Source organism: Micromonospora sp. AMSO31t, from assembly GCF_008868175.1.
Lineage (GTDB): Bacteria > Actinomycetota > Actinomycetes > Mycobacteriales > Micromonosporaceae > Micromonospora.
The window spans coordinates 55,539-69,559 of sequence record NZ_WBKT01000013.1 but is presented as its reverse complement, the minus strand read 5'-3'; the positions used below and the strand labels follow the sequence as shown (position 1 = coordinate 69,559).

The 14,021-nt window shown below is 73.8% G+C and carries 9 protein-coding genes; 5 read left to right on the top strand and 4 right to left on the bottom strand.

What is annotated here, in order from left to right:
• Window positions 1–150 precede the first annotated feature (150 nt).
• Both F8274_RS05470 and F8274_RS05465 read left to right on the top strand, forming a co-directional pair.
• Window positions 151–1,161 carry a sensor histidine kinase gene (locus tag F8274_RS05470; RefSeq protein WP_192579717.1) on the top strand — a complete coding sequence of 337 codons (1,011 nt, stop codon included), beginning with the start codon at window positions 151–153 and terminating at the stop codon, window positions 1,159–1,161.
• Window positions 1,158–1,805 (top strand): response regulator transcription factor, encoded by a 648-nt coding sequence (locus F8274_RS05465; RefSeq protein ID WP_151461172.1) that lies wholly within the window; start codon window positions 1,158–1,160, stop codon window positions 1,803–1,805. The genes F8274_RS05470 and F8274_RS05465 overlap by 4 nt, the downstream gene beginning before the upstream one ends.
• Before the next feature lie 8 nt (window positions 1,806–1,813).
• Here F8274_RS05465 and F8274_RS05460 read toward each other — a convergent pair whose 3' ends face one another.
• From F8274_RS05460 to F8274_RS05435, 4 genes are all read right to left on the bottom strand, one after another.
• Window positions 1,814–2,431, bottom strand: coding sequence for a DedA family protein (locus tag F8274_RS05460; protein ID WP_151461171.1), 618 nt, complete (start codon window positions 2,429–2,431; stop codon window positions 1,814–1,816).
• 687 nt (window positions 2,432–3,118) lie between these two features.
• Window positions 3,119–3,871 carry an NUDIX domain-containing protein gene (locus tag F8274_RS05445; RefSeq protein ID WP_151461170.1) on the bottom strand — a complete coding sequence of 251 codons (753 nt, stop codon included), beginning with the start codon at window positions 3,869–3,871 and terminating at the stop codon, window positions 3,119–3,121.
• Between the two features lie 86 nt (window positions 3,872–3,957).
• Window positions 3,958–4,851, bottom strand: a complete 894-nt coding sequence (locus F8274_RS05440; RefSeq protein ID WP_151461178.1) for a MaoC/PaaZ C-terminal domain-containing protein — start codon at window positions 4,849–4,851, stop codon at window positions 3,958–3,960.
• A 323-nt stretch (window positions 4,852–5,174) separates the two neighbouring features.
• On the bottom strand, window positions 5,175–6,533 hold the full coding sequence (locus tag F8274_RS05435; protein WP_151461169.1) for a 3-oxoacyl-ACP reductase: 1,359 nt from the start codon (window positions 6,531–6,533) through the stop codon (window positions 5,175–5,177).
• Between the two features lie 54 nt (window positions 6,534–6,587).
• Here F8274_RS05435 and F8274_RS05430 point away from each other — a divergent pair, with 54 nt between their 5' ends.
• The 3 genes from F8274_RS05430 (at window position 6,588) to purB (ending at window position 14,015) form a co-directional block, all read left to right on the top strand.
• Complete coding sequence (locus F8274_RS05430) at window positions 6,588–7,880, top strand: acetyl-CoA C-acetyltransferase (RefSeq protein ID WP_151461168.1); 1,293 nt, start codon at window positions 6,588–6,590, stop codon at window positions 7,878–7,880.
• Window positions 7,881–8,071: 191 nt separating this feature from the next.
• Window positions 8,072–12,433, top strand: coding sequence for an ExeM/NucH family extracellular endonuclease (locus tag F8274_RS05425; protein ID WP_225853617.1), 4,362 nt, complete (start codon window positions 8,072–8,074; stop codon window positions 12,431–12,433).
• Between the two features lie 157 nt (window positions 12,434–12,590).
• Window positions 12,591–14,015: an adenylosuccinate lyase gene (gene purB, locus F8274_RS05420; RefSeq protein ID WP_151461166.1), complete on the top strand. Its 1,425-nt coding sequence runs from the start codon at window positions 12,591–12,593 to the stop codon at window positions 14,013–14,015.
• Window positions 14,016–14,021 lie beyond the last annotated feature (6 nt).

Sequence of the window (14,021 nt, the reverse complement as noted above, 5' to 3'; positions counted from 1 at the left end):
ATCAGGTCGTTGTCGGCTGGGTCGCGGGGCAGCTTGAGCAGCCGGTCCCGCCCGACGTCGTAGAGGTCGGCCAGGTCCCCGGCGTACGCGATCCGGCGCAGCGTGTAGTCGCCGAGTGGGGCGCCGCTGCCCCGCCCGCTGCTGCTGGTCGTGGCGCTGGCCTCGGGCGCCGCCGCCGTCGCGGCCCGCCGCTGGCCGCTGGTCGCCGCGGCGGCGGTCGGCTGGCTCGTCCTGGCCGCCTGCCCGGCCGCCGTCCTGGCCTCCTGGCGGGCGGGAGTCGCGCTGCGCGGTCGGCGCCTCGCCGCGTACCTGCTCGGTGCGGGAGTCGTCGCCCTGCTCGGGGTGGCCGTCGGCGTCGCGGTCGGCGGGGAGCGCCGGCTGACCACCGCCACCGGCGCCAACGCCGCGGCGCTCTTCGCCTGGGTGGTGGTCTTCCCGCTGGTCGCCGGCCTGTGGATCGGGGCGCGGCGGGACACGCTGGCCGCCCTGCGGGACCGCGCCGAGCGGCTGGAACGCGAACAGGTGGCGCGCGCGGACCGGGTGCGCGCCGAGGAGCGGGCCCGGATCGCCCGGGAGATGCACGACGTGGTGGCGCACCGGGTCTCGCTCATGGTGGTGCACGCCGGTGCGCTGGAGGTGACCGCCGCCGACCCGGCCACCGTGGAGGCGGCCGCCCTGATCCGCTCCACCGGCCGGGCGGCCCTGACCGACCTGCGCGAGGTGCTCGGCGTGCTGCGCCAGCGGGCCGGCCACGGTACCCCGCTTCCCCCCGCCGGCCTGGACGCGGTCGACGAGCTGGTCCGCGAGTCGCGGGCGGCCGGCCTGCGGGTGGACCGGCAGGACGAGGGGACGCCCGGGCCGGTGCCCGGCGGGGTGGCCCGGACCGTGCACCGGGTGGTCCAGGAGGGGCTGACAAACGTCCGCAAGCACGCGCCGGGCGCGGAGGTCACCGTCCGCCTGCGGCACCTGCCCGACGGGATCGAGGCCGCCGTCCGCAACGGCCCGTCCACCCGGCCCGGCTCCGCCCTGCCCGGCGCGGGGCTCGGGCTGGTGGGGCTGCGCGAGCGGGTCGAGCTGGCCGGCGGCCGGCTGTCGGCGGGGCCGACCGCCGACGGCGGCTTCCTGCTGCGGGCACTGGTGCCGATGGAGGACGTCACATGATCCGCACCGTGGTCGCCGACGACGAGCAGCTGGTCCGCGCCGGCCTGCGGCTGATCCTGGAGGCCGCGCCGGACATCGTGGTGGTCGGCGAGGCGGCCGACGGGGCCGAGGCGATCGCCGCCGCCGCGCGGCTGCGCCCCGACGTGGTGCTGCTGGACGTGCGCATGCCCGGCACCGACGGCCTGGCCGCCGCACCCCGGATCGTCGCCGCGGGCCCGAAGGTCGTCATGCTCACCACCTTCGACCGGGACGAGTACGTGCACGCGGCCCTGCGCGCCGGTGCTGTCGGTTTCCTGCTCAAGGACACCCCGCCCCGGGAACTCGCGACCGCCGTGCGGACCGTCGCGGCCGGCAACGCCATGCTGGCCCCGACCGTGACCCGGCGGTTGATCAGCTCGTTCGCGGAGCGCGGCCCGGCCCGGCGGGAGGCCGCCCGGCAGCGGCTGGCCCGGCTCACCGACCGGGAGGCGGCGATCGTCCGGGAGGTGGCCCGGGGCGACGCGAACGCCGACGTGGCCCGCCGGCTCGGCACGAGCGAGGCCACCGTGAAGACCCACGTCAGCCGCGCGCTGGCCAAGCTCGACGTGGCCAACCGGGTCCAGCTCGCCATCCTGGTCCACGACGCAGACCTGCTGGAGGAGTGAGGCCGCGGTCAGCGGCGTGCGGCTGCCCGGGTGCGGGCGCGGCGGCGGGTCCAGCGGGCGAGCTCGAACAGGCCGGTGGCCGCCAGCGAGAGGCCGACCCCGGCGAGCAGGCCGTGGACCGGGTTGTGCGCGAAGGCCAGCCCGCCGAAGTAGCCGAGCAGGCCGCAGTAGGTGCCCCAGGTGCCGCAGGCCAGCGCGTCGTACATGAGGAAGGAGCGGAACGGGTAGCGGACCGCGCCCATGGTCAGGGTGACCGCGGTCCGGCCGCCGGGGACGTACCGGGAGGTGGTCAGGATGATGCCGCCGCGCCGGTCGACCGCCCGGCGGGCCCACTCGGAACTCGCCCGTCGCCGGCTGTCGGCGGGCAGCCGGGCCAGCCGCCGCGCGCCGCCGCCGCGCCCGATGGCGTAGGAGATGTGGTCGCCGAGGAGCGCGCCGAAGGCGGCGGCCACGATCACGCCGACCACGTTGGGCTCCCCGCCGGCCGCGAAGACCCCGGCGGTGATCGCCACCGTCTCACCCGGCACCGCCGGGAAGAACGCGTCGACCGCGGTGACCACGATGATCACCAGGTACGCCCACGGTGAGGTCACCGTCTGGTGCAGCAGGTCGAGCACGTCCCCCATGCCCCCATGCTCGGTGGTGGGGTGTCACCCGGGTGCGGAAACGGCTCCGGCGAGGGCGGGCAGCTTGTCCTCGGCGGTCGGCCCGTGCGAGGTGAGCAGCACCGGCGTGCCCAGCTCGGCGGCCACCGCCGCCGGCCAGTCGGCGGGTGCCTCGTCGAGGACCGGGCGGGCCCGGAGCAGCCGGGCCGTGAGCGCCGCCTGGCGGTCCAGGTCGCCGGCCGGGCCGGGGACCAGCCGGTCGGCGGTGTCGTAGCGGCGGCAGATCCGCAGGCCCGGGCAGGTGGTCGACGAGCCGGGGCACGTAGGGCAGGTGCCGCGGGTCGCCCCGCTCGGCGATCCGCCGCAGAGCGCGCGCCTCGCGGGCCATCAGGTCGTTGTCGGCTGGGTCGCGGGGCAGCTTGAGCAGCCGGTCCCGCCCGACGTCGTAGAGGTCGGCCAGGTCCCCGGCGTACGCGATCCGGCGCAGCGTGTAGTCGCCGAGTGGGGCGCCGCGGCCGCCCCGCCAGCGGGCGGTCACCGTCATGAGGGCGTCGGTGGCGGCGGCGCGTACCCCCGGGTCGAGCGCGCCGAGCCGGTCGGGGTGCAGGGCCGTGACCAGCTCGCGGTAGCGGCGGGCCGGCGCGTCGGTGCCGAACAGGTCGGCGTCGCCGCGCGCGGTGGCGACCAGGCGGATCGCCTCCTCGGTCCTCACCGCACCGTCTCCTCCCGGGCGGGGCGCAGCAGCGCCGGGTGGAGGAGTCGGGCGTCGCCGGCCCGGTAGAGCTTGGCCCGGGGTCCGCCGCGCGCGCCGCCGCGTTCGGTGCTGGCGCCGGTGCTCTCCACGAAGCCGGGCACGGAGAGCACCTTGCGGTGGAAGTTGCCGGCGTGCAGCGGGTGCCCCCAGACCGTCTCGTAGACGGCGCGCAGCTCGGTGATGGTGAACTCGGGGTCGAGGAAGCGGGTGGCCAGCGGCGTGTATTCCAGCTTGGAACGGGCCCGCTCCAGCCCGTCGTCGATGATCCGGCCGTGGTCGAAGGCGAGCTGCCGGCTGGTCAGCGCGGTCACCGGCAGCCACAGCGCGTCCTCGGCGTCGGTGTCGGCAATCGGGTCGGGCAGGTCGGGGGCGAAGGCCAGGTGGGCGACCGAGACCACCCGCATCCGGGGGTCCCGGTCGGGCCCGCCGTAGGTGGCGAGCTGTTCCAGGTGGACGCGGCGCAGCCGCTCGCCGCCGAGGCCGGTCTCCTCGGCCAGCTCGCGCCGGGCGCCGGCGGCCAGGTCCTCGTCGGGGCGGACGAAGCCGCCGGGCAGCGCCCAGTGGCCGGCGTAGGGCGGGGCGGCCCGGCGGATCAGCAGCAGGTGCAGCGCGCCCTCGCGGATGGTCAGCGCCACCACGTCGACGGTGACGGCGACCGCCGGGTAGTCCCGGGGGTCGTACGCGGCCAGGAAGTCCTGCTCGTTCACGGCGTCCCGTCTCTCTCATCTTGAGAATAACTCAATCTGAGAACAACTTAGCGCACGAAAGAGGGGACCTCAAGCCCCCTCTTTCCTCAGCGGACGGTGCCCACCAGGTGCGGCCGGCCCTGCCGCGCGTCGTGCAGCGCGAAGTCCCAGGTCGCGCCCGTCGCGGTGGCGCTGAAGGCCACCGTGGACGGCAGCGGCACGGGCAGCTTGAACGCCACCTCCACCGTGTAGGCGTCCGGCAGCCGGCTCTCCAGCGCGGCCACGCAGCGGGCCTTGCTCCACATGCCGTGGGCGATCGGGCGCGGGAAGCCGAACAGCCGCGCACCCAGCCTCGAGGTGTGGATCGGGTTGTGGTCGCCGGAGACCCGCGCGTAGTCGGTGCCCACCCGGGGCGTCACCCGCCACTGCGCCGAACCGGCCGGCGTGCCCGGGCGGTCACCCGGGTCGCGCCGCGGGCCGCCGCCCGCCGCGCGCTCCCGCCCCAGGTACGTCGAGACGCCCCGCCAGACCTCCTCCCCGCCGACCGAGCCGACCAGCACGACGTCGAGCTGCCGGCCCCGCTCGTGCGGGCGCAGGTTCTCGGCGTACGTGCGGAAGTCCACCGTCTCGCCGGCCTCGACCGGCCGGTGCACGGTGATCCGGTTCGCCACGTGCACGACCCCGGTCAGCGGGATGGGGAACTCCGGCGCGGTCATCAGCCGCAACGACAGCGGAAAGCCCAGCACGTGCAGGTACGTCGCCGGCAGCCGGTCGGCCAGCCGGAACCCGCAGACCCGGTCGTAGTCCGCCAGGTGGGCCGGGTCGACCGTCACACCGGAGACGCCCAGCTCCACCGCGGGCACGTCCGGCCGGCGCCGGCCGCCCATGCCGGGCAGCGCGCCCAGCAGGGCCCGCCGGTAGAGCGCCCCCGGCGCCGGCAGCCGCGGCAGGTCGAGGCGCAGGCGGCCGTCCGGCCCGGTGCGCTCCGGCGCGGTCAGGATGGCCGCGCCGCCCGACGTGACCGCCGCGGCCGCGCCGGACAGGTCGCGGGTGCGGTCGTCGGCCAGCGCGGACAGGTCCTGAGTGCGGTCGTCGGCCAGCGCGGACAGGTCCTGAGTGCGGTCGTCGGCCAGCGCGGACAGGTCCCGGGTGCGGTCGTCGACCAGCGCCGACAGGTCCTGGGTCGCCTCGACCGGCGGCTCCGGGACGTCCCGGGCGGCGAGCGCCGCACGGGCCGAGGTCAGGTCCTGGGTCGGCCCCTCGATCAGCTCGTGCACCGACAGCTCCTCGGCCGGCTTCTCCGGCCGCTGCTTCCGCCGCGCCATCACGCCCCCAGCAGGCTCTGGCCGCAGACCCGGACCACGTTGCCGCTGACCGCGCCGCTCGCCGGCCAGGACAGCCAGCCGATCGTCTCGGCCACGTCCACCGGCAGGCCGCCCTGGGCCATGCTGTTCATCCGCCGGCCCGCCTCACGGATCATCAGCGGGATCCGGGCGGTCAGCCGGGTCTCGATGAAACCGGGTGCGACCGCGTTGAGGCTGATGCCCCGCTCGCGCAGCACCGGGGAGAGGGAGTCGACCAGGCCGATCACCCCGGCCTTGCTGGTCGCGTAGTTGGTCTGGCCCCGGTTGCCGGCGATGCCCGCGATCGAGGAGACCGAGACGATCCGGCCGCCGGCCGGGATCAGGTCACGCTCCAGCAGCACGTCGTTGATCCGTTCCTGGCTGGAGAGGTTCACGTCGATCACCGAGTCCCAGCGGTCGGCGTCCATCCGGCCGAGCGTCTTGTCCCGCGTGATGCCGGCGTTGTGCACCACCACGTCGACCCGGCCGTGCCGGCTCGCCAGGTGCTCGGCCAGCCGGGTCGGCGCGTCCGGCGCGGTCAGGTCGAGCTGCACGGCGCTGCCGCCGATCTCGTTGGCGACCGCGGCCAGCTCGTCGCCGGCGGCCGGGATGTCCAGCGCGACGACCGAGGCGCCGTCCCGGGCGAGCACCCGGGCCAGCGCTGCGCCGATGCCCCGGGCCGCCCCGGTGACCAGGACCACCTGGCCGTCCAGCGGCCGGTCCCAGTCGGCCGGCGCGGTGGCGGTCCCGGCGCCGACCCGGATCACCTGCCCGGAGACGTACGCGGACCGGCCGGACAGCAGGAAGCGCAGGGTGGACTCCAGGCTGACCGGGGTGCCGGCGTCACCGTCCTTCGTGACGTGGACGAGCTGGGCCGTCACGCCCCGGCCGAACTCCTTGCCGATGCTGCGGGTCAGCCCCTCCAGCGCACGCTGGGCGGTGGCCTCCCGGGGCGAGCCGCACTCCGAGGGCGGGGTGCCCAGCACGATCACCCGGCCGCTGGGCAGCAGCGCCCGGGCCTGCGGGTGGAAGAAGTCGTAGAGCTGGCGCAGGCCGGTGGAGTCGGTGATGCCGCTGGCGTCGTACACCAGGGCCGCGAAACGGGCGGTGGCGTCGGTGGCGGAGGCCGGCTCGATCAGCTCGACCCCGGCGGCGGTCAGCACCTTGCCCACCGGCTCGGCGAGCCGGCCGCCGGTCGACGAGCCGAGCAGGACCGGCCCGGGAACGAGCGGGTCGCCCGGCGCGTGGCGGCGCAGGCGAGGCGGGTCGGGCAGCCCCAGGCGCTTGACCAGCGCGCGGCCGGCCCCCGATTGGACGAAGCTCGCGTACCTGTCGGTCATAGGCGTAGCCTACTGGCGAGTAGGGTTGGGGCAACAGCTTCGAGGAGGCCGATCGTGCAGAGTGTCCGGCGGGTCGCGGTGATCGGCGGCAACCGCATCCCCTTCGCCCGCTCCAACTCGCGTTACGCCCAGGCGTCCAACGCGGACATGCTCGGCGCGGCGCTCGACGGGCTGGTCGCCCGGTTCGGGCTGGCCGGGCAGCGGGTCGGCGAGGTGGTGGCCGGCGCCGTGCTCAAGCACTCCCGGGACTTCAACCTCACCCGCGAGGTCGTCCTCGGTTCCCGGCTCGACCCGCACACCCCGGCGTACGACATCCAGCAGGCATGCGGCACCGGGCTGGAGGCCGCCATCCTCGTCGCCAACAAGATCGCCCTCGGGCAGATCGAGGTCGGCATCGCCGGCGGCGTCGACACCACCTCCGACGCGCCACTCGCGGTCAACGAGGACCTGCGCCGGACGTTGATCCAGCTCAACTCCGCCCGGACCCTCGGCGAGCGGCTGAAGCTCGCCGCCAAGCTCCGCCCGCTCCAGCCGTTCAAGCCGGAGATCCCGCGCAACGCCGAACCGCGGACCGGGCTGTCGATGGGCGACCACGCCGCGAAGACGGCGCTGCGCTGGAACGTCGACCGGCAGGCCCAGGACGAGTTGGCGCTCCGCTCGCACCAGCAGCTCGCTGCCGCGTACGAGAAGGGGTTCTTCGACGACCTCATGACCCCCTACCTGGGGCTCACCCGCGACCAGAACCTGCGCCCGGACACCAGCCTGGAGAAGCTCGGCTCGCTGAAGCCGGTCTTCGGGGTCAAGGGTCCGGACGCCGAGCAGGCCACCATGACGGCCGGCAATTCCTCACCGCTCACCGACGGGGCGTCCACGGTGCTGCTGGCGTCGGAGGAGTGGGCGCGGGAGCACCACCTCCCCGTGCTGGCCTGGTTCTCCTGGTCCGAGACGGCGGCGGTCGACTTCGTGCACGGTGACGAGGGCCTCCTGATGGCCCCCGCGTACGCGGTGCCCCGGATGCTGGCCCGGGCCGGGCTGACCCTGCAGGACTTCGACTACTACGAGATCCACGAGGCGTTCGCCTCGCAGGTGCTGGCCACCCTGGCCGCCTGGGAGTCGCCGGAGTTCTGCAAGGAGCGGCTCGGCCTGGACGCGCCGCTCGGCTCGATCGACCGGGACCGGCTCAACGTCAACGGCTCCTCGCTGGCCGCCGGGCACCCGTTCGCGGCCACCGGCGGCCGGATCGTGGCGACCTTGGCGAAGCTGCTCGCCGAGAAGGGGAGCGGGCGTGGTCTGATCTCCATCTGCGCCGCGGGTGGGCAGGGCGTGACGGCGATCCTGGAGCGCTGACCCCGAGCGGTGACGCGGTGTCCGGCTGCCCCTGGCGACATGACGGGCACAGCGCGCCGACCGCCTCCGGAACAACTGGCCCGGGCGGGCACGCCCCGGGCCTTTGCGGTTGCGCCACCTGCCGGTCCCCACGGCGACACCTGATGCCCGTATCCTGCGCGGCGTTAACCGCCCCGTCAGGAGGCTCAAACTTGAGGGTCAAGGACAGACACACGCTACGTGCGGCGGGCGTACTGCTCGCCGCCACGGCGCTCGGCCTCGCCGGCGGCGGCGTGGCCGTCGCCGCGGAACCGGCCGCAGCGCCGTTCATCAGCGAACTCCACTACGACAACGCCGGCACCGACTCCGGTGAGGCGATCGAGATCGAGGCCCCGGCCGGGTTCGACCTGACCGGCTGGCAGATCGTCCTTTACAACGGCAACGGCGGCGCCGCCTACAACAGCCGCACCCTTTCCGGTGCCGTCCCCGCCGCCGGCGTCGTCGTCGAGAATTACCCCGTCGACGGCATCCAGAACGGCTCGCCGGACGGCATCGCGCTGGTCGCGCCCGGCGGCAGCGTCGCCGAGTTCCTCACCTACGAGGGCACCTTCACCGCGGTCGGCGGCCCGGCGAACGGCCTGACCGGCACCGACGTCGGCGTGGCCGAGACCTCCACCACGCCGGCCGGCTTCTCGCTGCAGAAGCTCGACGGCACCTGGCGGGAGCCCGCCCAGAACAGCTTCGGCGTGCTCAACGCCAGCGGTGGCGGCGGTGACCCCGACCCCCAGCCGGTCGGCTGCACCGTCGCCGTCGATCACACCATCGCCGAGGTCCAGGGCACCGGCGACGCGACGCCGCTGGCCGGCACCCGGGTGACCGTCGAGGGCGTGGTGACCGCGGACCACCGCACCGGTGGCTACAACGGCATCTACCTGCAGACCGCCGGCAGCGGCGGGCGGGCCCCGGCGGCCGGCGCCGCCTCCGATGGCATCTTCGCCTACCTGACCAGCAACACCGCCAACCACCCGGCGGTCGCGATCGGCGACCAGATCCGGGTCAGCGGTACGGCGAACGAGTACAACGGCCTCACCCAGCTCAGCATCGGCGCCAAGACCGACGTCCAGGTGTGTGAGCACGGGGCCGCGCTGCCCGCGCCGGCGCCGCTCAGCCTGCCGCTCGACGCGGCCGGCCGTGAGTCGGTCGAGTCGATGCTGGTCGCCCCGGTCGGCCAGTTCACCGTCTCCGAGATCTACAACACCAACCGGTACGGCGAGGTCGTGCTCGCCGCCGGTGACAAGGTGGCGCCGACCCCGACCGACCTGGCCCGCCCGGGCACGCCGCAGGCGCAGCAGATCGCCGCCGACAACAAGCTGCGGCGACTGCTGGTCGACGACGGCAAGACCACCAACCTGTCCACCGCCGGGCTGCTGCCGCCGTACTTCTCGCCGACCGCCCCGCTGCGCGTCGGTGACTCGGTCGAGGCGTTCGGCCCGACGGTCCTGTCGTACGGCTTCAGCGAGTGGCGGCTGCAGCCGACCACGTCGGTCAGCGCGGACACGCCGGCCGCCGCCCGGACCACGTTCAAGGCGACCAACCCGCGAACCGCGGCGCCGGAGAACGTCGGTGGCGACCTCAAGCTCGCCAGCTTCAACGTGCTGAACTACTTCGTCCACTTCGGCGGTGACGCCCGGGGCGCGGCCGACGAGGCCGGCCTCGCCAAGCAGGAGGCGAAGATCGTCTCGGCGATCAACGGCCTCGGCGCCGACGTGGTCGCGCTGGAGGAGATCGAGAACTCGGTCCGGTTCAACCCGGACGACCCGCAGCAGGCGCTGAAGCGCCTGGTGGGTGCGCTGAACAGTGCGGCCGGTGCCGGCACCTGGGACTACGCCCGCTACCCGGCGGAGCTCCCGGCCCCCAGCCAGCAGGACTTCATCACCACGGCGATCATCTTCAAGCCGGGGAAGGTGCAGCCGCAGGGCCAGGCGCGGGCGCTCAACGACGAGACGGTCTGGTCCAACGCCCGCGAGCCGATCGCCCAGACCTTCACGGCGGGTGATCTCACCTTCACCGTGGTCGCCAACCACCTCAAGTCCAAGAGCGGCACGGGGGCCGGCGACAACGCCGACAGCGGCGACGGGCAGGGCAACTTCAACGGTGACCGGGTGCGCCAGGCGCGGTCGTTGGTCTCCTTTGTCGACCGGCTCAAGGCCGACAGCGGCAGCGACAACGTGCTGCTGCTCGGCGACTTCAACGCCTACACGCACGAGGACCCGATGCAGGTTCTCTACGACGCGAAGTACGCCGACCTCAACACCACCGGCAAGGCGAGCTACGTCTTCGGTGGTGAGTCCGGCTCGCTGGACCACGCGGTGGCGTCGCCGTCGCTCGCCTCGCGGGTGACCGGCGTCGACGTGTGGCAGATCAACGCCAACGAGTCGTTCGCCTTCGAGTACGACGGCAACCCCGCGTTCTACGCGCCGAACCCCTACCGGGCCAGCGACCACAACCCGATCATCGTCGGGCTGAAGACCGCCGCGGGCCCGGTCGACCTGCAGTTGCTGAGCATCAACGACTTCCACGGGCGGCTGGAATCGCCGGCCACGGTGAACGGCCAACCGGTGGGTGGTGCCGCTCAGCTTGCCGGCCTGGTCAACCAGTTGCGGGCGCAGAACCCGAACACCGCCTTCGTCTCGGCGGGCGACAACATCGGGGCGTCGACGTTCGTCTCGGCGATCGACAACGACAACCCGACGCTGGACGCCCTCAACGCGATGGGGCTGAGCGTTTCCGCGGTCGGCAACCACGAATTCGACAAGGGCTTCGCCGACCTGTCCGGCCGGGTCACCGACCGGGCGAACTTCCCGTACCTCGGCGCGAACGTGTACCGCGGTGACCAGCGGGTGCTGCCGGCGTACTCGGTCAGCACCATCGGCGGGGTCAAGGTCGGCTTCATCGGCGTGGTCACCGAGCAGACCGGCTCACTGGTCAGCCCGGACGGCATCGCCGGCCTGACGTTCCGCGACCCGGTGGCCGAGGCGAACGCCGTCGCCGACCAGCTCAAGGACGGCGACCCGGCCAACGGCGAGGCGGACGTGGTGGTGCTGCTCGCCCACGAGGGCGCGGCCGAGGAGAACATCGACTCCGCGGCAAGGCTGGCGAACGACCCGGTCTTCGGGAAGTACACCCGCGCCGACGCGGACATCGACGTGATCCTCAGTGGCCACACCCACCAGCCGTACGCCTTCATGGTGCCGGTTCCCGGCACGAGCAAGCTGCGGCCGGTGCTGCAGGCCGAGGACTACGGGGTGAAGCTGGGCAAGGTCACGCTGACCTACGACCCGGCGACGAAGTCGGTGACCGACGCCGAGCCGCAGTTGCTCGACGTGGTCGGCGCGCCGCAGGACCCGACGGTGGCGGCGATCGTGGCGGCGGCCAAGGATCGTGCCGGGGTGCTCGGCCAGCAGCCGTTGGGCTCGATCACCGGCGACATCAAGCGCGCCTACACCAACGGCAACGAGGACCGGGGCAAGGAGTCGGCGCTCGGCAACTTCATCGCCGACGTGCAGCTCGCCGGCACCAAGGACGCCGGCCGGGGCGGGGCGCAGATCGCGTTCATGAATCCGGGCGGTCTGCGGGCCGACCTGCTGTACGCCCCGGACGGGGTGGTCACCTACGCGGAGGCGTTCGCGGTGCAGCCGTTCGCCAACGACGTGGTGACCAAGACCTACACCGGCGCGCAGATCAAGCAGGTGCTGGAGGAGCAGTGGCAGCCGGACGGGGCCTCCCGTCCAGTGCTCTGGCTGGGCGTCTCCAAGGGCTTCAGCTACACCTACGACCCGGCGGCCCCTAAGGGCTCCCGGATCACCTCGATGAAGCTCGACGGCACGCCGATCAGCCCGAGCGGCACCTACCGGGTGACGGTGAACTCGTTCCTCGCCGCGGGTGGCGACAACTTCTCCACCCTGGCGAAGGGCACCGACCCGGTGACCACCGGCGACAACGACCTGACGATGCTGACGGCGTACCTCGCCGCCAACTCGCCGGTCACGGCGGATCCGGCGCCGCGCTCGACGATCGGCCGGGGCCTGCAGTGCACCACGACGATCACCGGCAACTACGCCAAGCCGCTGACCGTCGCCGCCGGCCTGACCTGCCTGCAGGGTGCGAGGATCGGCGGGCCGGTCACGGTCCAGCCGGGTGCGTCGCTGATCAGCACCGGCAGCACCATCGGTGGTCCGGTCAAGGCGACCCGCCCGGTGCTGCTCACCCTCTCCGGGACCACCGTCTCGGGCCCGGTGACGGTCACCGGCGCGGTCGACGCGGTGATGATCGAGAAGGGCCGGGTCGGTGGCCCGGTCTACCTGACGGGCAACACCGGCGGGGTGTCGCTGGACGGCGTCACCATCAGCGGTCCGGTCATGGTGAAGGGCAACACCGGCAGCCTGCCGGTGCTGGTCGCCCAGAACACGATCGGCGGGCCGCTGTCCTGCACGGGCAACAACCCGCCGCCGGGCAACAACGGCCGGCCGAACACGGTAAGCGGTCCGGCGACCGGGCAGTGCGCCAAGCTCTGACCGGCAGTTGACGACCGGGGGCGGCGAGTGGTGCTCGCCGCCCCCGGCTCGTCGTGAGACGCCCGGCAGCGGGCGGCACTCCGCTCCCACCCGCCGTCCCGAGTGCTGTTCCTGGCCCCGCCCAGCGGCCGACGCAGGGTACGGGAGAATGAGGGTCGTGACGACGATCCCGAACGTGCTCGCCAACCGCTACGCCTCGCCCGAGCTGGTCGCCCTCTGGTCGCCGGAGGAGAAGGTACGCATGGAGCGGCGGCTCTGGCTCGCCGTGCTCAAGGCCCAGCGGGACCTCGGCGTGCCGGTGCCGGACGGGGTGGTCGAGGCGTACGAGCGGGTGGTCGACGACGTGGACCTCGCCTCGATCGCCGAGCGCGAGCGGGTCACGCGGCACGACGTGAAGGCCCGGATCGAGGAGTTCAGCGCCCGCGCCGGGCACGAGCACGTGCACAAGGGGATGACCTCCCGGGACCTCACCGAGAACGTCGAGCAGCTCCAGGTCCGGGCCTCGCTGGAGCTGATCCGGGACCGGGTGGTCGCCACCCTGGTCCGGCTGGCCTGGCACGCCCACGAATACTCGGGCCTGGTGATGACCGGCCGGTCGCACAACGTGGCTGCGCAGGCCACCACGCTGGGCAAGCGCTTCGCGTCCGCCGCAGAGGAACTGCTGATCGCGTACGAGCGGCTGACGGACCTGATCGATCGTTATCCGCTCCGCGGCATCAAGGGGCCGGTGGGCACCGCCGCCGATCAGCTCGACCTGTTCGACGGCGACGCCGGCAAGGTGGCCGAGCTGGAGCGCCGGGTCGCCGCGCACCTGGGCATCGCCCGGATGCTGGACAGCGTCGGCCAGGTCTATCCGCGTTCGCTGGACTTCGACGTGCTCTCCGCGCTGGCCCAGGTCGCCGCCGCGCCGTCGTCGCTGGCCACCACGATCCGGCTCATGGTGGGCCAGGAGCTGGTCACCGAGGGCTTCAAGCCGGGCCAGGTGGGCTCCAGCGCGATGCCGCACAAGATGAACACCCGCTCGTCGGAGCGGGTGAACGGCTTCGCGGTGATCATCCGGGGCTACCTGTCGATGGTCGGCGAGCTGGCCGGCGACCAGTGGAACGAGGGGGACGTCTCCTGCTCGGTGGTCCGCCGGGTGGCCCTGCCGGACGCCTTCTTCGCCGCCGACGGGCTGTTCCAGACGTTCCTCACGGTGCTGGACGAGTTCGGGCCGTACCCGGCGGTGATCAACCGCGAGCTGGAGCGTTTCCTGCCCTTCCTGGCGACCACCAAGATCCTGGTCGCGGCGGTCCGCCGGGGCGTCGGCCGGGAGGTCGCACACGAGGTGATCAAGGAGCACGCGGTCGCCGTGGCGCTGGCCATGCGGGAGAAGGGCGCCGCCGAGAACGACCTGTTCGACCGCCTCGCCGCCGACGGTCGGCTGGGCCTGAGCCGGGCCGAGATCGACGCCCTGGTCGCCGATCGCAACGCCTTCGTCGGGGCCGCCGGCGCCCAGGTCGACCGGGTGACCGCGCGCATCGCCAAGATCGTGGAAGCCCACCCGGAGGCCGCCGCCTACTCACCGCCCCCCATCCTCTGATCCCGG